The sequence below is a fragment of the Candidatus Accumulibacter sp. ACC003 genome (assembly GCF_907163085.1).
Lineage (GTDB): Bacteria > Pseudomonadota > Gammaproteobacteria > Burkholderiales > Rhodocyclaceae > Accumulibacter.
Window position 1 is genome coordinate 273,264 of record NZ_CAJQTX010000009.1, and the last position, 22,391, is coordinate 295,654.

General features: G+C 69.9%; 15 protein-coding genes. 2 read left to right on the forward strand and 13 right to left on the reverse strand.

The window, feature by feature from the left end:
• Positions 1-29: 29 nt before the first annotated feature.
• From QZ656_RS19700 to QZ656_RS19720, 5 genes are read right to left on the reverse strand one after another with little or no spacing between them, the layout of a single operon-like run.
• Positions 30-653, reverse strand: coding sequence for a HEAT repeat domain-containing protein (locus tag QZ656_RS19700; protein WP_291994980.1), 624 nt, complete (start codon positions 651-653; stop codon positions 30-32).
• A complete protein-coding gene (locus QZ656_RS19705) occupies positions 631-2,493 on the reverse strand; it encodes a DUF4157 domain-containing protein (RefSeq protein WP_291994981.1) in 1,863 nt (620 codons plus the stop codon). The genes QZ656_RS19700 and QZ656_RS19705 overlap by 23 nt, the downstream gene beginning before the upstream one ends.
• The gene (locus QZ656_RS19710; RefSeq protein ID WP_291995261.1) at positions 2,490-2,612 is read right to left on the reverse strand and encodes a cupin domain-containing protein; all 123 of its coding nucleotides are present in this window, start codon (positions 2,610-2,612) and stop codon (positions 2,490-2,492) included. The genes QZ656_RS19705 and QZ656_RS19710 overlap by 4 nt, the downstream gene beginning before the upstream one ends.
• Positions 2,613-2,658: 46 nt before the next feature.
• Positions 2,659-3,081, reverse strand: a complete 423-nt coding sequence (locus tag QZ656_RS19715) for a hypothetical protein (protein WP_291994982.1) — start codon at positions 3,079-3,081, stop codon at positions 2,659-2,661.
• On the reverse strand, positions 3,078-4,778 hold the full coding sequence (locus QZ656_RS19720; RefSeq protein ID WP_291994983.1) for a DUF4157 domain-containing protein: 1,701 nt from the start codon (positions 4,776-4,778) through the stop codon (positions 3,078-3,080). The genes QZ656_RS19715 and QZ656_RS19720 overlap by 4 nt, the downstream gene beginning before the upstream one ends.
• Positions 4,779-5,193: 415 nt before the next feature.
• Here QZ656_RS19720 and QZ656_RS19725 point away from each other — a divergent pair, with 415 nt between their 5' ends.
• Positions 5,194-6,135, forward strand: a complete 942-nt coding sequence (locus QZ656_RS19725) for a nucleoside hydrolase (RefSeq protein ID WP_291994984.1) — start codon at positions 5,194-5,196, stop codon at positions 6,133-6,135.
• Positions 6,132-6,470, forward strand: a complete 339-nt coding sequence (locus QZ656_RS19730) for a hypothetical protein (RefSeq protein WP_291994985.1) — start codon at positions 6,132-6,134, stop codon at positions 6,468-6,470. The genes QZ656_RS19725 and QZ656_RS19730 overlap by 4 nt, the downstream gene beginning before the upstream one ends.
• Here QZ656_RS19730 and QZ656_RS19735 read toward each other — a convergent pair.
• From QZ656_RS19735 to QZ656_RS19770, 8 genes are all read right to left on the reverse strand, one after another.
• Positions 6,467-10,096, reverse strand: coding sequence for a DUF4157 domain-containing protein (locus QZ656_RS19735; protein WP_291994986.1), 3,630 nt, complete (start codon positions 10,094-10,096; stop codon positions 6,467-6,469). The two genes, QZ656_RS19730 and QZ656_RS19735, sit on opposite strands and share 4 nt — an antisense overlap.
• Positions 10,093-12,060, reverse strand: coding sequence for an ATP-binding protein (locus tag QZ656_RS19740; protein WP_291994987.1), 1,968 nt, complete (start codon positions 12,058-12,060; stop codon positions 10,093-10,095). Before QZ656_RS19740 ends, QZ656_RS19735 begins: the two co-directional genes overlap by 4 nt.
• Positions 12,060-13,670 (reverse strand): hypothetical protein, encoded by a 1,611-nt coding sequence (locus QZ656_RS19745; protein WP_291994988.1) that lies wholly within the window; start codon positions 13,668-13,670, stop codon positions 12,060-12,062. Before QZ656_RS19745 ends, QZ656_RS19740 begins: the two co-directional genes overlap by 1 nt.
• Positions 13,671-13,674: 4 nt before the next feature.
• Positions 13,675-18,618 (reverse strand): hypothetical protein, encoded by a 4,944-nt coding sequence (locus QZ656_RS19750; protein ID WP_291994989.1) that lies wholly within the window; start codon positions 18,616-18,618, stop codon positions 13,675-13,677.
• On the reverse strand, positions 18,615-20,582 hold the full coding sequence (locus QZ656_RS19755; protein WP_291994990.1) for a hypothetical protein: 1,968 nt from the start codon (positions 20,580-20,582) through the stop codon (positions 18,615-18,617). Before QZ656_RS19755 ends, QZ656_RS19750 begins: the two co-directional genes overlap by 4 nt.
• 46 nt (positions 20,583-20,628) lie before the next feature.
• Complete coding sequence (locus QZ656_RS19760) at positions 20,629-21,606, reverse strand: hypothetical protein (RefSeq protein ID WP_291994991.1); 978 nt, start codon at positions 21,604-21,606, stop codon at positions 20,629-20,631.
• A 181-nt stretch (positions 21,607-21,787) separates the two neighbouring features.
• Positions 21,788-22,051, reverse strand: coding sequence for a hypothetical protein (locus QZ656_RS19765; protein WP_291994992.1), 264 nt, complete (start codon positions 22,049-22,051; stop codon positions 21,788-21,790).
• Positions 22,052-22,073: 22 nt separating this feature from the next.
• Positions 22,074-22,385, reverse strand: coding sequence for a hypothetical protein (locus QZ656_RS19770; RefSeq protein WP_291994993.1), 312 nt, complete (start codon positions 22,383-22,385; stop codon positions 22,074-22,076).
• Positions 22,386-22,391: the final 6 nt, after the last annotated feature.

A 22,391-nucleotide genomic window follows, 5' to 3' on the forward strand; every position in this document is an offset into this window, starting at 1 on the left:
GAGTATAGAGCAGCGCCGCCACCCGCAGCTCACGACGATTGCCGAGCGGCCCACTGCAGCCAGCGATCCGCCGCGGCGTCGCGCAGTGGCTGCGGCGCGTCGGGGAGGTAGCGGCCGAGTTCGATCCACAGCGCCTGCCAGTCGCGCCCGGCAGCGAGCTGCGCCACCAGCCGGCGAACGACCAGGAAAGCGCGTGCCCGGGTCATCAGGCCGGGCGCCTTGAGCAGCGGCACGACCCTCGGCAGTACCGCCGGTCCGAGGTCGGTCAGACCGTCGGTGGATAGCGTGTCGGGCTCACGCAGGATATCCGGATAGTCGTCGATGGTCCGCAGCAAGGCGTCGAGGGCGCGCGCGTCGCCGATCCGCTGCAGGCCCTGCGCAGCGCGCGCGCGCAATTGCTCGTCGGCGTCGTCGAGCAGCGCCGCGAGGACGTCGGCGGTGTCCGGGTCGGCGATCTCGGCCAGCCCCTGCGCGACCCTGGCGCGCAGCTCGCCGCCTGCCGTCGCCAGCGCCTCGACGAGCACCGCGGTGCTGGCGCGGCCGCGACCAACGAGTTCGGCGAGCGCCAGCGCGCGCTCGTTGAAGTGGCTCGCCGACAGGCCGTCCACCAGTTCGCGGACGCTGCGCGGGTCAGGGCGTCGCGACGGGCACATGGCTGAAGCTCAGGATCACCCGCCGATTGGCCCAGCGGTTGGCCTCGCGGCTCTGGTCGGCACCGACCGCCGCACTGCCGCCCTCGTCGCCGGTACCGGCGTCGGCAGTCGCCGCCGTCGAGGCGCCATGGCCGATGACGATGCCGGTGATGCGGGCCGCGGCGATCCCCTTGGCCAGCAGCGCCGCCTCGACCGACTGCGCACGGCGCAGCGACAGGTCGCGGTTGTAGTCGCTGGCGCCGCCAAGCTGGTCGGCGAAGCCTTCGAGCGACAGTTCGACGTCGGGATTGCGCGTCAGATACGCCAGGAAGGTGTCGATCTTGCCTTCCTCGGTGGCATTCAGGGCGTCATCGTCGAAAGCGAAGTAGAAGGTCACCGGTTCATGCACGTAGAAGTCGCGATGGCGTTCGAGCGCTTCGCCAAAGGTCGCCGAGGTTCCTGCCTCGACGTTCAGGTGCTCGTTGGTGAGGTGCCCGGCATTGACCGTGAAGCCCCAGTTAACCGCGCCATAGGTGAGCATCGTGTCTTCGCCGATGGCGGCGCTCTCGAAGGTCCAGGTGATCACGTCGGTCGGACTGCTGGTTCCCGGAAAGTCGTACATCGACGCCGTGCGGATGTCCGTGGGGTCATCGGAACGTTTGTAACCCGGCACCTGCCCGAGCGGATTCGCACCGATCCCGCCGCCGCGCGATGCCGGCTGCTGGGTCGTGCCGCCGAAGCCGACGGTCCCCGGCGCCGCCGCCCCCCAGGCATAGCGCGGTGACAGTGCGGAGCCCTGCGGCACACCCGGACTGGCCGCGTTCGGACGATGCAGCACATCGGTCTTGAAACCCCCTTCGATGCCGCGCAAGGGATCCGCCTCGGTACGCAGTCCGGGATCGCCCAGCGCGCCGCGCGGCGCCTGGGCCGCCGGCATCGACGCCGCATTGATGTCGGCACCGCTGGCATCGACCGTGCTGTTGACCTGCCAGATGCCGATCACGCTGGAATTCGGCTCGCCGATTCCCGGCACGAAGCGCAGGTAGCCGTCCATGCCACTCTTGGTCGGCGGCGTCGCGAGCGCGCCCTCGCGATCCTGCAGGTCGATCTCGAACAGGCTCGAGCTACCGGGAATCATGTAGGTGGCGGCAAAGCTGCACTGGATCGGCGGCGGACCCTGTCTCGCCGTCAGCGGGCCGGCATGGCCATCGCGGGCGCCGCCCGATTGCTGGACGACGTGCGCGAGTTCGTGGGCGGTCAGCTCGTCGCGGCCCGGGCTGCGGCCCTGGCCGTAGAAGATGTCGCGCCCGTGGGTGAAGGCGTTGGCCCGCAGATCGGCGTTCAGTTGTGCCGCCTGCCGGTCGGTGTGCACGCGCACCTGCCCAAAGTCGGCGCCGAAGCGCTGCTCCATGAAGTCGCGGGTTGCGCCGTCGAGCGCTCGTCCGGTACTGCCGAGCCGCGCCGACGGCCCATTGCTCGGCGTCGCAGGCGACGCCGCCGTGGCCGGCGGCAAGCCTTGCCGCGGCGGCGCGGCGGCCAAGCTGGCGTCGTCGATGGTCGCCGCGCCGACGTGTTTCGCCGCCCGGTCGGCCTCCAGTTCGTAGCGGTCACCCGGTAAACCAAGCGGCGATCGGTCACTCCCGGTCGCCGGCAGCGCCTTGTCCAGAAAGGCGGGAACGCCCGATCTGCCCGGCTTCGCTGCCGTCCCCGGGACGAAACCCGCAACGTCGCTGCGCTCGGGCCGGGCGCTCTGCAAGGGCGAGAGAAAGCGCGGCATACCGCCACGCGAAGCGCCACCGCCAGCATCATTGACGGAGGTCTTGGCGCCCGCGACGCCGCTGGCGCGTGCTTTGTAAGTCATGATTCCTCCTTGTCCGCTGTTCGGCGACGGCGCGTTTCCGCTGCCGGCGGATCACGGATATAAGTGCCCCGTCCATAGTCCCCGCCTGCGTCCGAGAAAACACCTTCGCGAACGAGAATTTCTCCACCGCCAGGACAAAGTTCATGGTCAGCATGGGCTCGTCTCTCAGGCGCTGAAAGGGGGACCGGCCAGCGCCATCAGTAGCGCGCGCACGCGTGCGAAGGCCGGCGGCGCGGCGCTGCGTTCGATGATCACCGAATGACGCTGGTCGCCGAGCGCGACGTCGATTTCATCGCGGAAACCGTCTCGCCCCGGCGTCACGATCTCGCCCGGCAACGCGAAGAAATCGCCGTCGACGAGGGCGTCGGCCAGCTGTTGCTGCTGCGCACGGTGCAGGCGCCGCAGCGGCTGCTCGGGCCACGGCGCGCTCCAGTGTTCGCCGCGCGGGCAATCATGCGTTTCGACATAGGCGAACAGCGCACCCGCGGGCGTCACCCGGATGCGCTGGTTGCCGCGACAGCTGATGGCCTGAATACGGCGGAACTCGATTTCCGGCTGCGCAACACTGGTGGCACGCCCGGCCATCATGTGATGCTCCACTCGGATGGCGCGATGTCCGGCGCGGTCATGCGGCCGAGCGCCTCCCACAGCGTGACGTAATGACGCGGCAGGACGTCGATGCCGTTCGACATCTGGCTTGCGGTATCGACGCCCCACACCGCCGGCCCGGCAACGCCAGCAGCGGTGACCAGCCCCGAATAGAGCGTCTGCTGCGCGCCGAGAGTGCCGGTGGTGTTGTTCTGATACTCATCGGGCAGACCCAGCATATGACCGAACTCGTGCTCGCCGACCGAGTAGCGGTTGGCGGTGTACGTCGTCTCGAAGGCGTGATCGACGGTGATGTCCGCCCGGCGGTTGGCGACGTCGCCGGCAGCACCCACCGGCCCGTGCCCCAGCACGCCGATCGGCTGCGTCACGCCGAGGCCGGCGAGGAAGCTGCGCACCGCCAGCGCACGCCGCTCGGCGAGGTCGACATTGTGCGTGCTGTCGCCGTCGCGACTGGCGAAGCCGTCGACCTTGAGCGGGACCAGCGGATCGGACGGATTCTTCTGCTTTGCGGCATCGGCGAAGGCGGTGAGTGCCGGTCGTGCTGCCGGGCTGATGACGTCCGAATCGTTGCCGAAGAGCACCGGCGACGCGGCCGCCGCGGCGAGCACGCTCTCCAGGCGCTGGCGCTCGGTGGTCGCCACGCTGCCGCTGTTGAAATTGGTTTCTTCGCGCACGTCGGACTGGTAGAGGTCGGCTGTTGCCGGCCGCTCCGGATGCGCCACGTCGGGGTCGTTGGTCGCCGACTTGTAGTCGATGCCCGGTCCCGGGCTCTTGTGCACGGTGCTCACGTAATGCGCCGAGGCGTCGTCACCGACCTCGACCGGCATCACCAGCGGGATGGCCCTGAAGTTCCAGCAGGACTTGGTCGAGGTCATCGTATGCTGGGCGCTCCAGCGGGCCGCGACGCGACCGATATAGTCGCGCTTGAAGTCGGCTTTTTCAGTGTCGCTCCAGAAGAAGCGGCTGAGGTCCTCGCCGGCCATGCGGCGGCTGATCCATTCGAGCATTCCCGGCGCGTTGTCGGCGGAAACGAAATTGAACTTCATCTTCACCGTCACCGGCATCAGCCCGAGCAGCGGAAAATAGTCGGCGTCGAACATGCCGAAGGTGGTCGACGGAATGTAGCGCTCGAGGTGCATATGGCGCAGCGCAAAGGCATCGCGACGGACGCCCTCTTCCGGCGTCAGGCAGGCGCCGAACAGGCTGTCGAAGAGCGGCGTCGGAGCCGCCGGAACACCCGCCGGCAGGGGCACGCCGGCATCGCTCGGGCCGACCGCCGCAGCGGCCGCGACCGCTGCATCGGGAGAGACACCGGCATCGGCTGTGACCCCGGTTTCGGGTGCGCGGGCGATGGTATCGGCGCCGCCACCGCTGACCGCATGCGCGAGTTCGTGCGCGATCAAGCGACGTCCCGAGTCGGACCCGGGCTGGTAGCGGCCGGGTGCAAACACGACATCGTTGCCGAGGGTAAAGGCGCGCGCTTGCAGCAATCGTGCCATCTCGCCCTCGCGCGGTCCGCTGTGCACCCGCACGGCACCCAGATCACGCCCGAAACGCGGCTCGAAGAAGTCGCGGGTGTGGCCATCGAGCGGACGGCCCGAACCGATCCCCGGTAGCGATGCCGCCACCGGGCCGGCCCCTTCTGGCGAGCGCTGGATGTCGGACGCGCAACTCACGCAGGGCGCCACTGGTGCGCAGCCAGAACATCCTGCGGGCGCCATCACGGCCTCCGTGACGCGCTCTGCCTGCCGCTCGCTGGCATCTTCCGGGCGGGCGACACTCAGTCCGCGCGCGGCAAGGAATCGCGGCACCCCCGACGCCGCCCTGGTAGGCGTGACAGGCGCGTGGGCGGCCTGTTCCCGCCCGGTTTTACTGGCAAGCTGACTGAATCCCATCTTTCGTCCTCCATCGCCATACGCACGATCCACCACGGGTTGCGCGCGCGTCGCCCGCGCAACCGCTTGCCAACACCTGCTTTAAGCATGGCTGGCGATAGACACCCTGCCGGAATGTCGGCGTAGAATCGGACGACATCCCGTAAGCCCATGCCGCAGCCACTGCCAATTGGTCACCAGCCATCACCCCATTGCCATGAGCGACCCGCCGCTCCCGCTCCCACTCCCGACGCGCCGCATTCCCGTCGCCTTCGACATGGAGACACGCGATCCCGACGATGCGCTGACGCTGTGCCTGCTCGCCACCCATCCGGCGGTCGAGTTGCTGGCGGTAACGGCCACGCCGGGAACTCCCGCACAACTCGGCGTGATCCGTGAAATCCTGCGGCGCCTTGCGGTGGACCTCCCGGTGGCTGCCCGCGCGCCAGGCAGCACCGCCGATGCGGTGTCGCCGTTCCACTACGCGTGGCTCGGCACGCCCTCCCCGGTAGCCGGCACACTTATCGCGCATGCGCTGTTGGCAGAAATTCTGCAGCAGCGTCCGGAGTGCACGCTGCTCACCGGCGCGCCACTCCACACTCTGCATGAACTGCTTGTTCATCACCCTGAACTGTCGATCTCGCGCTGGGTCGCGCAGGGCGGTTTCGCGGGCGACAATCTGGTGCCGGCCAGCCATCGGCTCGAAAAATTCGCTGGCCTCCGCCGCTGCGAGAGCTATAACTTCGGCCACAACAAGACGGCTGCACGGGCGGCACTCACCAGTCCGCGCATCCTCCAGCGCCGACTGGTGAGCAAAAATGTAACGCATGGCTTGGCCTGGGACCAGAACCTTGATCGCCAGCTTGCCGGCCTCGACGAAACAAGCGCGGGGCTGCGCCTGATGCGGGAAGCGATGGCGCTCTACCTGCACGATAAGCCCCTCGGCAAGCTGCTCCACGACCCGCTCGCCGCGGTCGCGGCCATCGACCCCGACGCTTTCGAATGGCGCGAGGTCGAGGTGACGTACGCGCAGGGCCGCTGGGGCGCCGAGCCGGCACCCGGGAGCGGTACCTTCATCACCGTTGCCGTCGACCGCCAACGCGCTCTGGCGACTCTGGTCGCACCAGCCCGATTGACAAACACGAGAACCTTGCCATGAACCTTCAGACCCGGGTCTACGCGACTACCGCGGGCTGCCCTGACCGCGCTGCTGCGGTCGCCTTGATGCGGGCCATCGGCCAGCGCCTGCGCGAGATCGCCGCCCGGCGACCGGGCCTCGGCTGGCAGGCGATCGCCTTCGCCGACGCGCAGGATATCGAAGATTTCGATGTCGATACGGAACTTACCAACCGCGCCACCAGCGGTCGCCTGCCCGCGCTCAACGTGAATCTTTCCTTCGATCTGGACCTGGCCCCGGCCGGAGATCCGGAGATCGAGGCGCTGCTCGAGGAGTTTCAACTGCTTCATGTGGCGACCCTGCCCGATGACGATTAAGGCGTCGGCGCCGGCGGCGCCAGCATCCTGATCAGCACGTCGCGCGTGTTCTCGCCCGGTAGCGGGTATTCCGCACGCACGATGCGCCCGTCCCTGTCGAACAGGGTGATTGGCTCGCGACTGTCCGGGGTGTACACGATCTCCATATCGTCGCCGAGCACCAGCCGCATCTGACGCTGATCGGGGTGGATCTGCGAGCCGCCGGGACTGCGCGCCCGCGGGCTTCCACGCAAGGGGCCCATGGTGCCACCAGCCTCGAAGCCCAGCGTCTCGCGCAGCCAGTGCACATCGATGTCGACACCCGGATTGGCGCGCGCGAGAGGCAACAGGACCTGGTCGCGCAGGGCGCTCGCCGTGGTCCCGCCCATGTACGCATCGACAATCGCGATGCGCCCCGCGCCGCCATCGATCAGCGCCTGGAACTGCGCCTGCATTGCCGGCCCATCGAATTTCCGGCCCTGCGCGTCGAGGTGCACCGGCATGTGGTGGACTCGCGTCGCCAGCTCGCCGTCGCCAGCTGCGATGACATCCACCAGGAAGGCACCGCCACGCTCCATGCCGACGATAGCGCCCGGGTTTTCGCTCTTCAGCTGCGCGATCAGTTCGACGAAAGCGCGCTGATTTTCGGCCAACACGGTATCCAGGACAAAGCCTTCGAGCTCACCGCGCTCGGCTCCGTGCGGCGTGCGCAGAGATCCAATCACGTCCTGGCGTTGCTCGCGGCTGCTACCCGAGGCGTCGATAAGCGCCGCCAGCTCCGCCAGGCGGGCGGTCCGTTCGGGTGACACCGCGCGCTCGACAAAGAACATCGGCGCCTCACCGGCGAACTCGGCGGTCACCGTCCGACGGCCAGTGGCATCGGTAGAATCGGACACCGACGCCCCGAGTTCGGTAAGGCGCTGCATCAGCGGCTCGGTGGCTTCCGCCTCATAGGTATACAGGTTCTCCCCGCCAGCACGTTGCAGGCCGACACGTTCCGCCAGCCCGAGTGAGCGGGCGAGTAGTTCGCCGCCAACCGCGGCGGTGTCGAGAGTGCGGTCTGCGAGGGCGTTACGCAGTTCCTGGAGGCCGATCTCGGCGTCTCCCCGAACCTCCTCGATGATCTCGCGTAAACGCGTGTTCAGTGCCTCGGCTTCGGCCCGCAGGTCGGCAGACACCGTCGCATCGTCGCCACGACCGGCCGCCAGCTCGGAGCGCATGCGCTCACGCAATTGACTACGCGAGATCTCGATCGACGCCAGGCGCGTCCCATAGCGGCCATTGAAGGTTTCCAGCGCGCGCAACTGGCGATGGCTGTGAATAGCGCGCGTTACGGCGCCCGCGGCGATGGCGATGCCGGCCAGCATCACGAGGTTTTCGAGCGACATGCGCGCGATCTCGTCCGAACTCGGCCAGCGCCCTTCCTCGATGCGAAAATGCACCACGCCCCAGCCGCTCAGGATGGCGTACGAGGCGGTATGCGTGGCGACACCCGTCAGCGCCGCCAGATCGCGGGCGGCGAGGGCGCTGCGAATCCCCGAACCGGTGGCCCGCAACAATCCGAACAGGCCGATATTGAGCGCCAGGTCGAGCAGGAACGGCATGCGCGGTGGCGGCGCGAAGACGCCCGACAATCCGCGGCTCACGGTGGTGAAGGTAAGCGCCTCGATGGCCACCGATCCGGCGGCCGCGGCACCCGTTGCACCCGGCCCGGCGACCAGCGCGCCGGCACCGGCCGACAACATCGCCGCGGTAAGGGTAATGCCCAGCCCGATGAGCAAGGCCGAAGCGCCAACGAACAGGGGAATCGCGCGATAGAAGCGCGCGACGGCAGGATCGGTCTGGTGATGCTCAAGCTGCGCCTGCAGGTCCGCGACATCCTCCGCGTAGGCGGCGTCGCGCATCCTCTGGCAACGGTTGAGGATGGTAACGACGTCCTCATAGGCTCCGACGATCACGTTAGCGCCGCCAACCAGAGCCTCCCACCCGCGCAGAGCGCGCTCCCAGTCGGCGACGGCGGCGATACTGTACTGAAGCAGGTGCCCGCTGTCCGCGAAGGCCGCCTCGCGATCGGCCAGGTCGGCGTCGCCGCGCGCACGCGCAGCGGCAATTTCCCGCCCTTCGCCTTCGAGCGCGTCGAGCCGCCCGCGAATCCACTCGACCCAGGCGACCATCTCCTCAGCGTAGCCCTCGGTAAGGGCATAGCCGGCATGACGATGTGCCAGAATTCCCAGGTCAAGCTCGGTCAGCGCGCGCGGCAGCGCTGCCCCGAGCGCCTCGGCGACCGAGAGCTTCTCGAGTGCGTCGTCATCCATCGCGGCGGCCAGCGCCGCGACGTAGGCGGCGCGCACGCTGGTGGCCAGGCCAACGTAAGCGGGGCTGGCAGCGCCCAGCGTGCTCACATCGTCGTAGCTCGCGAGCATCAGCCCGAGGTTGGTGAGATTGCGCGCCCCGCGCTCGGCGATCTCCAGGGCCATGGTCACGCGCCGCGCCGCCCAGCGCGGCTCGGCGACCACCGAGGTCAACGAGGGGCGCTCGACGTCGATACGCAATTCCACCTGCTCGACCGCTTCGATCACCGGTCGGTCGTCCGCGTGGTCGGCACGGATGCGCGCCAGCAGCAAATCCAGCAGGCGCAGGCGATCGCCGATTTCGGCCGGGCTCAGCCCCTCTGGCACGGCAATCTCCAACTGCTGCTCGCGTCCGCGTGCGGCGGCGGCACTCATTACTCCGTCGGCCCGCTCAGCACCTTCGATGGCGCCCTCGGCGCGATCGATCGCGTGATACAGCCGGATCGCCTCGCTGCCCTCGTGGACCATGGTGAGGCCACCCAGCAGCTCGTTCTTGAGCCTCCTCAGCATTGCCCGACCGGCTTCGCTGCTGGCGAAACTATCCAGATTGTCGTCGCGCGCATGGCGTACGAAGGCGCTGGCAACGTCGTCGCGGTCACCCCAGCCCAGCGCGTCCATCACCTGCCCGACAAAACCATAGTGGTGGGGGCTCATCCAGGCGAGGTCGAAGAGACGCCCACCCAGACCCTCTTCGTCGAGGTTTCCCCAGGACGTGAAGCTATCGATGAGTCCCTCTGGCGTGCTCTCGTCGGGATAGCACTGGAGCGCCTGCTGCGACAGCCTGCTCAGCGGGCGCGTACCGGTCTGTGCGGCGCGGTCGGCATCCTGCTCGGCCTGAGCATCACGCGAACGCGCCGGCGTCGCCCGCACGGGCGCGGTGCTTTGCTGCACCACATGGGCGAGTTCGTGCGCCAGCAGAAGCCGGCCCGTCGCCGTTTCGGGCTGGTAGGCGCCGCTGGCGAACGCCACGTGGCGACCCACCGTGAATGCCCGTGCTCCGAGCTGGCGGGCGCTGCTCGCGGCGTCCGCATTGTCGTGGATGAGCACGCCGGACGGATCGAAAGCGAAACTGCTCCCGAAGCGGGTCTGTTCGGCACGCCCCAGCGAGCTCGCCGCTCCCATCGGCAGGCCCGCTGGCGAACGTGCATCGCCCGCCAGTTTGTCGCCAGCGCTCGAGGCACGCATGAAACGGGGCAGCCCGACCGTCGCCGTGAGCGGCTCGGACTGCCCGCCGCCCTGATGCTCGGCCGTTGCGCCCTGCTCCACCGCTGGCGCCACTGTCGGTGCAAAGGTCATAAGGTCTCCCCGCCAGCCAGCGCAGATGGAAGCTGCTTGCCAAGCTTGCGATACTCGGCGGCGATGGCCGCCAGCAAGGCCGCCTCACCAAGCGCCGTGCCGCCCTGACGCGCCAGCGCGGCGGCGGCGAGGACGACGTTGCGGATATGGCCGCCAGCCAGGTCGCAAGCGGCGGCGAGGCGATTCAGCGTCACGGCGTCGAGGCGCTGCGCTTCGCCGAGATGCGCCAGCCACAGCGCGCGACGCTCCTCGGGTCCGGGCGTCGGGAATTCGACGATCGCATCGAGTCGCCGCGTGAACGCCGAGTCGAAGCGCGCGCGGCTGTTGCTGGTCAGTAGCACAATGCCCTCGAAACTCTCGATGCGCTGCAACAGGTAGTTGGTCTGCTGGTTGGCGAAGCGGTCGTTGGCGTCCTTGACGTCGGTGCGTTTGCCGAACAGCGAGTCGGCTTCGTCGAACAGCAGCACCACCTCGGCGTGCTCGGCGCGGGCAAACAGCTCGGAGAGGTTCTTCTCGGTCTCGCCAATGTACTTGCTGGTCACCGACGCCAGATCGACGCGGTACAGCGGCAGCCCGAGGTGCGTCGCCACCCAGCTTGCCGCCAGCGTCTTGCCGGTACCCGACGGTCCCACCAGCAGCGCCCGCACGCCCGGCCGGTAGCGGCTGCGCGCAGCAGCACCGAGGCCGTCGGCGAGCGTGTCGCGCAGACGGCAGCGGGCGAGCAGCGCGTCGAGCGCGGTACGCAGCGCCGGCGTCAGGATCATCGCCGCGTCGGGAATATCGTCGGTGAGCAGCTCGGCCAACGCGCCGAGGTCCGCTCCGACACCGCTTCTTGCCACCTGTGTGACATGCGTGCTGTCCAGCCGCTCGCCGCTGCGCGCCGCCGCCGAACGCGCCGCCTGCGCCAGCTCGGCGATCCGTCCGGCGCCATGGCGATGGTGCGCGGCGAGCGCCGAGATGGTCTGCTCCGACGCTGCAGCACCGAGCGCGCTGCGCCATAGCTGGCAGCGCTCGGCGGCTGCCGGCACCGGCAGCCGCCATTGCGCGACCGCCGCGCCGGCCTCGATACTGCCCTCGAGTCCGCAAGCCACCAGCAAGGGTCCCTGGTGGCCGGCGATCCGCGGCGCCTGCCGGCGCTCGCCGGGAGCCAGCGACACGCACCATACCGGCAGGCAGCCGGCGAGCCACAACCACGGCCCGAGCCCGGCCGGCGCGTCGCCCGCGAAGAACACCGCGCGCGCGCCCACAGCAGCCGCCACGCACGCCGCGGCGGCGCGCGCCTCGAGCGCCTGGCCGCTGCGAATCAGTAAGGTACGCACGCCGTCATCGACCAGACCGGCGCCGTGCCGACGCGCCTCGGCGATGGTCGACTCGGCTAGCGGTGGCAGGGCAGCAGCATCGCTGTCGACGCCGTCGAAGCAGCCGCCACCGCGGCCGGCGAGGGCAAACAGCAGCGGCTGCGCGACGCGTACGCTGCGCTCGCACAGCGGCCGCTCTTCGGGATGCAGACGGATCATGCCGTGCCGCCGCGCCGGCCCGTCGGCCAGCGCCGAGAGCACCTCGTCGTCGCCGAGACGCTGACAGAGACAGGCGATCAGGCCGACGGTTGGACGCGCTTCGCCGACCGGGTGCTGCAGCCAGATCAGCGCGCGCGCCGCCATCGGCAGCAGTTCGGCGGCTCGACCAAGCGCCAGCGCCAGCGTCTCGGCGATACTCAGTTGCGCGTGCGCCGCCAGCGCCTGCAGCAGGCGGTCGGATGCCGGTGGCTGCACCTGCCACGTCGCCAGCGCAGCCTGCAGATCAAGCGAACCGGCGCTGCTCGCCAGCCCGCGCGCCTGGCTCTCCAGCCAGGCGGCCTCCGGGCCGCTGTCGGTGCCGTAACCCTCGGCCAGCGCGGCGAAGGCGATATCGGCGAGCGTTGGCGCGAGCAGCGTTGCCGCGCACGCATCTGCCGGCCGGTTCATCAGCAATCGCCCCCATAATGAAAGCGCAGCACCCGCCCCAGCCACGGCACCCAGCCGGGGTCGATATCGAGACCGGCACGACGGATTCGCAGATCGACCGCGTTGATACCCTGGCGGACGTCGACGTGCGTGGCGGTGATGGCGATGCCGGCTGGACGGCAGACCAGCGAGTAGAGACCGATGCCAACCTGCAGGCGCAGATGGCGGCGGCAAAGCCGCAGCCAGTGCGCGGCGTCGCGATCCACCTCGCGGCCGACTGCCGGCGGTCGACCAGACAACAACCACGCCGGATCGTCGTCAGCGATCGACAGTCGCCGCAGCAGGGTCGAAAAAATGCGCTTCGGCAGATCGCTGCGCGCAGTGTCTTCGTCGAGAAATCCGGCGACGCCAAGCCGGGTCAGCACGGGCACCAGGAACAGTAGGCCGCCGGCGGCAGTCGCCGCGTCGATGTCCAGCCGCGTACCGCTGTCGGTGACCACTGGCGACGGCGCATCGATCGCGGTCCGCGCAGCCGCTGGCGCCTGCACGACCAACGCCCTGGCGGTCGCCACCGCCTTGACGGTGGCCGGCAGATCGGCAGTCAGCGGCGGCGCAGCGCGCGCAGCCGGCGCCAGATTTTCTCGCTGCGGCGCCGATTGGCTGGCCATTGCAGCAGCCTTTGCCGCTGATCCGGGTGCGGGCGTCGCGGGGGCCGCTGACGCGTCCGCCCGCGGACCGGCAGGTCCCGGCGCCTGCGTCGAAAACACGGCATCAATGCCTGTTTGTTCGCTTCGGTCTCTGTCGTGCCCATCGTCACCCTCTTCGTCACGCCAGTCGGCGTCCGTGCTGCCGACGGTGAGTTTTGCCGCGACGACGTCTGCCGGCGCTTCATCGCCTCCCGCGGTCTCGCTGCCCCCTTGTCGATCGGCGTCAACGCCGTACACCCGCGCCATGTCGAGCAGCCAGCGATGGCGGACATCGTCGACGCCGAGGCGCCTGGCCGACCAGTCGAGCAGCGACTGCCAGCGCGCCGGTTCGACCAGCGGTGCCTGTCGGCGGGCACCGCCACAAGCGCGCTGCAAGCGGGCCATGTCGTCGCCCTGGAGTGCCAGCACGAACGCGGCGCAAGCAGCGTCGCCGTGCGCGACCAGCGCCGCCAGCCATTGCGGCAGCGCCACCGGCGCCTCGGGCAGATTCGCCAGCGACAGGGCCAGCGTGCGCAGCGTGCTGCCGCGCTCGAGCGCTGGCCGATAGCCCTTGACCAGCAAGGGCCAGCACCACGCCTGGCACGCCGCTCCGGCGAGCAGCAAACGCGTCAGCGCCAGGTGGGCGCTCAGGTGATCGGCAAAACGCACGGCCGGCGCGGCGGCCAGCGCCGCGTCATCGGCCAGCGTGCCGTCGACGGCGATCGCCGCACGGCACGCGGCTTCCAGGCGCAGCGCCACGTATTGCGGCGACGCCGCAGCCGTAAAGGGCGGTAGCCGCAGCCGGCGCAGCAACAGCAGCTCGGCGCCGTCGCCCGGCAGGCTGGCGGTACGCAGCGCGTCTTCGATCACGAAGCCGGCGCGCCGCACCAGGGCGTCGTCGGCCGCACGGATCGACAGGCGGCGGACGCGGCGCTCGGCGAGCATGCGCTTACCTGATCTTGACGCTGGCCAGGCGGGCGCTGTTCATCGCCACCGGGCTGTCGGCAGCGACGAACTGCACCCGCGTTTCGGCGGCGAGTTCGCGGCGACTGCCTTCGACGTGCACTACCGTCGTCGACACTTCGCCGCTTGCCAGGTCATCGACGCGGGCGCGCGCGACAACGCGGTCGCCCTGGTAGAGCAGCGCCTGCATGCCGACCCGGAGCTTCAGGCCGTCGCTGACGCGGATCGGCAGGCGGACGCCAGGCACGGCGGTGACCGGCGCCGGCAGGCGGCCGGAGATGATGCGATTGACCGGCGCATGGCTGGCGAGCAACAGGCACATGTGCAGCACGTCGTTGATCAGCGCTTCGGCGTCGCTGTCGCCGGCCTTGATCTGCCCGAACAGCCAGTCGGCATAGGCCTGCAACTGCCGCCGCGTTTGATAATCCAGTTCGCCCCAACGCGGCAGGCCGGCGAGGTTTCGCAGCCGCGGCGTCGCGTCGAACTGCGACAGGCGTTCGGCCCAGTCGAGACGGATCGCCGGCAGCACTTCGGAGAAGGCCTGGTGCATGCAGGCGGCAATACGCGAGATGTTCTCGAACAGCGCCGCTGCCCGGCTGGCAACCAGGCCGCTGCCGTGCTCGCCGTCGATCAGGTCGCCCAGTGAGACGAGCTTCTCGGCCTCGGCGCGTGCGCCCTGCCAGCCCAGCGTCGCGATCAGCTGCGGGTCGATTCGCGTCGCCGCGACACGCAGTTGCTGGACGGCGGCGAACTGCTTGCCGTGCAGCGCGACGATTGCATTGGCGACGTTGGCGACGCCGCGGGCGGCGCTGGCCGGCGGTTGCGCGGCGACCCTGAGGTTCATGATCTGGCTGCGCAATTGCGCCGACTGCATGGTCTTCACCAGCAGATCGACGCGGTCGAGCTTGTCGAGCAGCGCCGGCAGCCCGGCAAACCAGCGCGACGGCGCTTCGCGCAGCACGGCCAGCAGCTCGGCAAGCTCGTCGGGGGCGTCCTGATGCGCCATCAGACACGCCGGTACCGGCGCTTCGAGCAGGCCGGGATCGAGCTGGCGCGACGGCGCCGGGCTGATCAGCTCGGCTTCGCGCGGCCGCTGGTAGGCGACGAACTTGACGTGATCGCGGAGAATCTGCGCACGGCGATCGTTGATCGCCGCCAGCCGCGCGTCCTCCTCGGCGATCAGCGCGCGCGTGACCGAGACGTCGTGACGCGCCTCGGCGAGATCCTCGCCGACTGCCAGTAGCCGCTGTTCGAGCGCGACGGCCTGTTTTCTGAGGCTGTCGAGCAGCGCCTCGCTCAGCGTAATGGCGTTGCGGTAGAGCTTGATGCGGCCCTCGAGCTGGCGCATCAGCGCGACGGTGTTGTCGGAGAGGTCGGCGCCGTCCGAGAAATAGGCCGACTCGTCGACCTTGCTGCGGCGCGGCGCTTGCAGCATCAGGGACAGGCGCCAGCGCTCCTTGAGCACGGTGCGCAGCGGCAGACTGCGGCGCAGGCCGTTGAGCGTGTTCTGATCCGCGGGGTCGGTGCTGTCGACGACCGGCAACGGCCGATCGGGATTGTCCACCTCGTCCTCGGATTCATAGAACAGCGCCGGATCGCCACGCACGCCGTGAAAGGCGACGCCGTCGAAGAGGCCGGCGCTGTCGCCGCCATCCTCGGTCTCGAGTGTATCGGCCAGCGCGATCAGGCCGCGCACCGCTTCGTAGCGCGTTGCCGTGGTGTAATCCTTGGCCTCGTTGGCCTTGGGCGCCTCGAGCCGCTCGGCGATACTTACCGTGCGCACCTCGGCCCTGCCGATCAGCGGCGCGGCGTTGGTGATGTCGAAGGGGACGAAGGTCGTGCTGCCTGCCAGCAGTCTGGCGCTGGTCGCATCGCGCACCAGCGCATTCTGCTTCGACACCGAGGTGTCGACGACGCTGAACTGGAGCGGCTCGCTCTGCAGTAGCGCCTGCGTCCCGATCGAACCGAGATTCAACGCCCGTGCGCCGGCGGGCGCCGAGGCGGGTGAAATGCTGCCGACCGAACTGACCGAACCGCCGGCTGCAGCGGCCGCCGGCGCCGCCGAACGCGCTTGAACAACGGCCGGGGTATTCTTCAGCTCGTCAAAGAAGCCGGCGATGCGCTCGCTCGAGGCGACCGCCGTCTCGGCCTGGGCGATACTCGCCAGCGCCGGCGAAACCGCCAGCCGCGTCGCGGCAGTCGTGCCGAGGACCAGCTGACGAACGCGGTAGATATCGGTCTGCACCTTGACGAAGTTGTAATCGACGAGATCGTCGGCGCGGTCGGCGCGGCTCTTCAGATAGGCGATGAAACCCGCCACCCCGAGCTGGAAGATCTGGTAACGCTCGTGCGCCGACAGATGGCCGAGCGCCGGGTTGTCGTAGAGCCGCAGCGCCGCCTCGACCTGGCCGTTCACGGCCGCGCTGGTCGGCGCCCGCAGATCGCGCGCTTGCAGCACCTGCCAGCTGCCACGTTGCTGCGCGCCGGCCGGGATGGCGCCGGCGAACCACGGCCGCTCGACATTGCCGGCCGACAGCGCCCCGGCGCTGCCGAAGGCCGCGCTACCGTCAAAGTAGCTGAAGGCCATGCCGTTCAGCGCCGCGCCGACGACGTCGACGCCGGCAACGGCATCGACCGGCACCTCGAGCCGCTGCCAGCGGCCCGGCCGTGGCAGCGCGCCGATCCGCCGGCGCGACGCGCTGCCCTCGACTCCCCAGCTGATGCGACTGAGGCCCCAGTAGGCGCGGTGCTCCCAGCTCGTGCCGCTGCGCCATTGCAGCATCAGCTGCGCCGGCGGATTGTTCGGATCGACGAATACCCAGACGTAGAGCCGCTCGGCCGCCGTCGCCGTGAAGGTGGCGTTGGCGTTCTCGAACCAATGCTGGTGCAGACCGGCCTGCGACGGCTCGGCATGACCGCCAGCGGCCGGCGCGCCGCTGCCATCGACCGGCAGTACCACCGCCGAGGCGTCGAACGGCGCCCACAGATCGTTGTGGGTCATGAAATCCCACCGCTCGTCGCCATTTTGCTGCGCCGCCGTCGGCAGAACGCTGCAGAACCACTTGCGCGGCGCACCGTTGGTGGCAATCGCACCGGTCATCGCGAACGCCGCCTGGCCGTCGTAAAGCGTGAACGCCATGCCGTCGGCAGCCAGGCCCTCGACGCCGACCAGCGCCGCCGGCAGGCGCAGCTGCACCCACTCGCCGGGCGTCGGCAGCTCGCCGGCGTGGGCACGCGCAACGCTGCCGTCAGCGCCCCAGTCGATGAGGTTTTCACCCCAGTAGGCGCGATGATTCCAGCTCTCGGCGTGCCATTGCAGCAGCAGCGTCCGCGGCGGATGGTCGGGATTCAGGTACACCCAGGCAAAGAGCTGCTCGCCGGCAGCGACGCTCAGCGTTTCGGTCGCCGCTTCAAAAAAATGCTGGTGCACGCCGGCCAGCAGCCCCGAGCGATGGCCGCCGCCGGCCGGCGGCGGCCCCCAGGGGGCGAGCGTTTCGACTTCGAGCGCGTCCGCATCGTCGGCAATCGCCGGCACCGCCAGCGCCTTGCCGCTGATCGCACGGGCCAGCACCGAGGCGCGCGTGCGCAAGCCCTGGCGGGCGCCGAGCAGCCGCGAGCGCTGCAACTGGAAAGCCGCCAGGGTGGTGGCAAACTCCGGGTCGATCACTTCCCGGATCAAGAGGCGCGGCTCGAACACCGACTGCGGCACCGGCACCAGCAGGCGCACGCGTTCGCCCAGCGCGAGATCGAGCGGTGCCAGCGACGCGGCCTCGGCGAGCGCGGCGTCGAGCTGTTCGGTCGGCAACGGCGCCGCATCGAGGGTGAAGCTGGCCGGGAAGAAATCGCTGGCCAGCGTCTCGAGATCGACGACGTGCGCCGGCAGCAGGCCGAATGGCGGCAGGCGTGCGTAGTCGGCCGCCAGCGTTGCCGCGTCGGCGATCGGCTCGCCGGCGGCGGCAATCTGCTCGGCGAGTTGCTCGAAACGCGCCTGCCACAGAGCCGGCAGCCGCCAGTGAATGGCCAGGCCGTCGGCGGCGCCGCCCATACGCCCGTAGCGCGCGCGACCGCCGTGCCGCACGACGCTGGCGCGATCGAGAAACAGCGGCGTCCAGTCGCTAGCGCAAGCGACCAGCGCGATCGGCACTCCGAAGACCTCCCACGGCATCGTCTGGTCGGCGCCGAGCAGGCGTTCGGCGTCGAAGATCCGCCACGCCAGATCGTTGCGCCAGCGCCCGGGCGCGCCGGCCGGCATCGTCGGCAAGCTCATGAACTCCTCGGGCCAGGCGTACCACAGCAGGCGCGCGGCGTCGCCGATGCGCCAATCCTCGAAGGCAATCACGTTGCCATTGCCGCAGCCATCGAGCGAACACGGGTCGGTGGCGTCGAACTCGCCGATGCGGTCGGCACTCAGCGGCTGCAAGAGCACGATGCCGACCCTTGGCAGCGCATCCGGCAAAGCCGCCACGACCGCGCCGAGAGCCGGTCCGACGACCTTGGCGGCCGTGCTGCCAAGTTCGCTGTCGCCCTCGCCGCCAACGCCAGCCATGCCGGCAAAGGCCGCTGGGTCGGCCACCGCCGGTAGATCGGCGAGCGCCACCTCCAACGCCTGCAGCACGCGCAGATCCTCCCCGTCGATGCTCAGGCCCTGCCCCTGCAGCAGCGCCAGCCGCGTTGCGGCAAGGCCAGCCGCGTTGTTGAACAGGGCGCTCTCGAGCCCGCGCACGACGCCCGGCGTGAACGCCTGCGCGCGCAGCGCGATGTGGCGCGCCGCCCAGTCCTGACGGCCGGCCAAGGTCGGCCCGGTGAGCGTGCGGCCGGCAAACAGGTTCGGCCGCCGCAGCCACCAGCGGCCGGCGGCGGCGGCATTCTCGGGCGCCAGGCCGACGACCTGCTCGCCAGCCAGGGGCGTGTCGATCGGTGTAATGCTCACGATCCACCTCCTTGAGTGCCGCTGCCGCCACCCTTGCCTGCCGACTTGCGGGTACTGGCCGCGGGCGCGGCCTTGCGGCGCTTGCCCGCTGGCGTCGTCGAGGCTTTTTCGCCGACGGCGTCTGCCGCCACGGCCTGGGCGGCGGCGCGCGCGGGCGCCGCCGGGCGCGCCGGCAGCGCCCGTTCGGCTGGCTTGACGGCTTGCGGACGCAGGACCTTGCCCGCCATGCCGGACAGTTCGGCGCTGCGCAGCTTGGCTGCGGCAATGTCGGCGCTGCGCCAGTCGCCACCGTCGGCAATCGTCGTCAGCGCGGCGTTGCTCGGCACGGTATTCGGCCGCGAGCGCTCGAGGCGGAGCAGGCCCTCGCCAACGCCAGGCGCCGAGAGATCGGCGGCGACGCGCAGCACGGCCGCCTGATCGAGCGTTCCGGCCTGGCCGAGTTCACCCAGCACGGCCGCGGTGAGGCTTGGTGAGTCGGCGAAACGCGGGCTCGCCAGCAGGCTCTGAACTTCCAGCGCGGCGCGCGGCGTCGCGCGCTCGAAGACACGATTGGCGGCGGCATCAAGGCCCAGCGCCGCCAGCCGCGGCGCATCGCTTTCGACGTTGTCACGGCCGGCAAGACGGATCGCCTCGCCGGCCAGGTCGTCGCGATACGCCAGGTTGCGCCGACGCACGAACCACAGGTTGGCCAGCGCCGCCAGCCGCGCCCATTCGGCGGCCGCCGGGTCGCCGGGCTCGATCGGCAACGGCCGCCGCGGAATGCGCAGCTGCTGCAGGATTTCGAGCGGCTTGCGCGTCGCCACGAGATTGATCGCCGCTGGCCGCAGCGTTCGCGTACGCGTGCTCAGGCGGCTGTTGACCAGCCGCCATTCATGGCGCGGAATCGGCGCCAACAGCAGTATCGACGTCGATTCGAGCGTCGCCGACGCGGCCTCGAGGTCGATCGGCGGCAGCGACAGCGCTTCCTCGACCAGCGCCGGCAGTTCGTCCTCGGGGATGATCGAGAAATCGACGGCCATTTCGGGCGGGAAATAGCGTTGCGTGAAATCGCTGCTGTCGATCATGCCGGCCGGAATCGGCCCGGCCGACGGCAGCAACGGGAAGTTCTCGCGCGCCGCAAAACCGCGCCCGCCACTCGCCACAACAATGTCGGCGAGATGCACCTGGTGCTGGATCAGGTGCGCCAGGCGCAGCGCTCGCGGCGCGTAGCCGAGGCCCGGCAGGTCGGCGCGGTCGGCGCCCAGTTCGCGGCGCACCATCGCCTCATCGACCCACACCACGACGTTGTTGGCCAGCGCCAGCATGGCCAGCGGCAGGACGTTGGCCGACAGCCCACGGACGCCATCGCCGGCGAAGATCGTCGCCGCGGCACGGCCGCGCCGGGCGTCGAGCGCGTCGGCGGCGCCGTCGTCCGGCCACGGCACCAGGACGATCGCCGTCGCTTCGACGACATCGCCGTCTTCGACCTGGCGCTGGCCGGTGATCGACGTCGGGTAGGCGCCGATCGGGTTGTCGGTGTATTCGACCGGGCGCAAGGCCAGCACGAACAGCCCGGTGCGATTGCGTAGCGGCGACTGCGGCAGCCGGCCGAGGCCAAAGCGCGCCGACAACTGCTCGGCACGCGGGATGTCGGCCAGCCGCAGCTCGATTGCCCGGGTCAGCAACACCAGTTCGCCGGCGGCGGTGACGCCGTGCCCGGCCGCCACATTCACCCGGTCGCCGGCGCTGCCGCGCGCGACGTCGAGGCCGCTGGCGACGCCGCTGCCGGCGGCCTGGCCGAGGTCGGCCTCGCGGGTGAGGATGTACTGCTGGTCGCGAATCAGGTCGCGCGCGGCCAGGAAGCGACCGTCGAAGTAGCGCGGCCGTTCACGGCGCGGATCTTCGATCAGCACGCCGGCGCCCTTGAGCCGAGCTACTTCGTCGGGGCCGATGGTGGCGCGGGTTTCGCCAGTGCTCACGTTCATGACTCATCCTCCAGAGCGCCGCCAGGCGCGCAATTTATCCTGCGGTTCATCCGCCCAGCCCGAGTGCGCCGGCCAGCATTCCGAGGTGCGGCAGCACACGGCGACCGCCGTTATCGACGATCGCGTCGCCGCTGCGTGCCGGCGGGTCGCCGGCCGCGACCGGGACGAAGACGCGTGCCAGGAATACCGCGGTCGGGTCGAGACCCGGCGGGTGCCCCGGCGGCGCCGGCAGTTCGCCGGCCGCGTCGCTGCTACCGACGAGATCCGGCCAGCCATCGAGGACCGCGTCGTGCAAGGCATCGCGGCGCGCTGCCGGAGCCAATGCCGAGAGGTCGCGGTCGTGCTGCGGCAGGCCGCTGAAATCGTCGTCGAGGCCGTCAATCCGCAGCACCAGATGCACTTCGAAAGCGTCGCGCAGGCGCGCGGTCTGGACCGCGTCGAGGGCGTCGAAAGGGCCGCTGGCGAAGGCTGGCGTGAGTGCCTGACGACAGATCACGAAGCGCACGAAAACATCCGCAATCACTGCTCTCGCTGGCAGCGCCGGCCCGTCGGCAATGAGGCGTGCACTGGCAAAGCGGTCCGGGTTGTCGAGCGCGGCGCGGCGCAAGTCGTCGCCGCCGTCGCGCGCCAGTTCGCCGTCGAACCAGCGCGTCAGGCGCAGGCACACCGCCCGCGGCAGCTCGACCAGGCGACCGAGCCGGTCCACCGCCAGGCCGGGGGCGATGCGCACTTCCTCGACCGCCTCGCCCGCAGCCGGCACCTGGCGCACGCGTAGACCGGCCAGTGTGCCGCCGCCGAAGAGGCCCGCCGCACCGGCGGCATCGGCATCCACCCCCTCGGCTAGGCGACGCGCGCCGGCGCCGCTGCCAAAGGCCAGCGCCCGCGCCAGGCGGTTGCGGTGATACGTCTGCTCGTCGGCAAAATCACCGGCATCGAGCAGCATTCCCGTCGCGTAGTGCGGGCGCGTCGCGTCGGGCAGCGCGTAGAGCGGATCGTCGGAAGGCGGGCGAATGGTGCTGTTCATGTTTCGCTCCTGCGTCATCGTGCAAGTCGCATTGGCGACTCACGAAACTCGCTTCTCGGCGCTGCGCGAGAAGCGTCGGGGAGTGGCAATGCGGCGGCGAATTCAGGGGGCATGCTCCCTGCCCGTCGCACGACTCCAGCGTGCAAGCCGGAATGCACTCTGCCGGTGAGATAAGCGCTCATCACCGTTCGGCGCCTCCGGCCGGCTTGCGCTTCGGCGTCTGGCGCGGCGTGGCGCGTACCCGGAGGCGGCCAAGGATCTCGTCAAGGAGCCCGCCCAGCGGCGGCCGGGTGACCACCACATCGACCACCGCGGGCGCACTCTGGCGTCCGTCGCCGTTGACCACCAGCAGCTGGAAGCGGTGCGTACCGACCGCCAGGCCGGCGTCGACTTGTACCGTCGCGGCAGCGGTCTTGAGCGTGCGACCCTTGACGAAGGTGGTCATGGCATCGGCTCCGCACGCCTACTCAGGGCTGGCCCAAATAGGTCCACAGATAGGTCACCACGCGGCCGCCGCCGGCGTCGAACGACTTCCTGCCGTCAAGCTCGAAGTTGCTCGCAAAGTTCACACTGCGCGGCGCGTTCAGGACGGCCGTCGGATTTTCGGTATCGGCGACGATGACGGTCACCTCGTCGGGAATCGACGTGTTGCCCGAGTCGTCGACGACCACCAGACGAAAGGTATGGCGCCCAAGCGGCAGCGCTTTGTCGGTGGACAAGGTGACCTCGATGGTCGGGGTTTCGGTCTTGACTTCCTGGTTGATGATGAACTCGGCCATGATGGT

What these genes read in the sequence shown, in the direction of transcription:
- QZ656_RS19700 (WP_291994980.1), bottom strand. Translation starts at nt 653, where the DNA reads ATGTGCCCGTCGCGACGCCCTGACCCGCGCAGCGTCCGCGAACTGGTG.
- QZ656_RS19705 (WP_291994981.1), bottom strand. Translation starts at nt 2,493, where the DNA reads ATGACTTACAAAGCACGCGCCAGCGGCGTCGCGGGCGCCAAGACCTCC.
- QZ656_RS19715 (WP_291994982.1), bottom strand. Translation starts at nt 3,081, where the DNA reads ATGATGGCCGGGCGTGCCACCAGTGTTGCGCAGCCGGAAATCGAGTTC.
- QZ656_RS19725 (WP_291994984.1), top strand. Translation starts at nt 5,194, where the DNA reads ATGAGCGACCCGCCGCTCCCGCTCCCACTCCCGACGCGCCGCATTCCC.
- QZ656_RS19730 (WP_291994985.1), top strand. Translation starts at nt 6,132, where the DNA reads ATGAACCTTCAGACCCGGGTCTACGCGACTACCGCGGGCTGCCCTGAC.
- QZ656_RS19735 (WP_291994986.1), bottom strand. Translation starts at nt 10,096, where the DNA reads ATGACCTTTGCACCGACAGTGGCGCCAGCGGTGGAGCAGGGCGCAACG.
- QZ656_RS19740 (WP_291994987.1), bottom strand. Translation starts at nt 12,060, where the DNA reads ATGAACCGGCCGGCAGATGCGTGCGCGGCAACGCTGCTCGCGCCAACG.
- QZ656_RS19745 (WP_291994988.1), bottom strand. Translation starts at nt 13,670, where the DNA reads ATGCTCGCCGAGCGCCGCGTCCGCCGCCTGTCGATCCGTGCGGCCGAC.
- QZ656_RS19755 (WP_291994990.1), bottom strand. Translation starts at nt 20,582, where the DNA reads ATGAACGTGAGCACTGGCGAAACCCGCGCCACCATCGGCCCCGACGAA.
- QZ656_RS19760 (WP_291994991.1), bottom strand. Translation starts at nt 21,606, where the DNA reads ATGAACAGCACCATTCGCCCGCCTTCCGACGATCCGCTCTACGCGCTG.
- QZ656_RS19765 (WP_291994992.1), bottom strand. Translation starts at nt 22,051, where the DNA reads ATGACCACCTTCGTCAAGGGTCGCACGCTCAAGACCGCTGCCGCGACG.
- QZ656_RS19770 (WP_291994993.1), bottom strand. Translation starts at nt 22,385, where the DNA reads ATGGCCGAGTTCATCATCAACCAGGAAGTCAAGACCGAAACCCCGACC.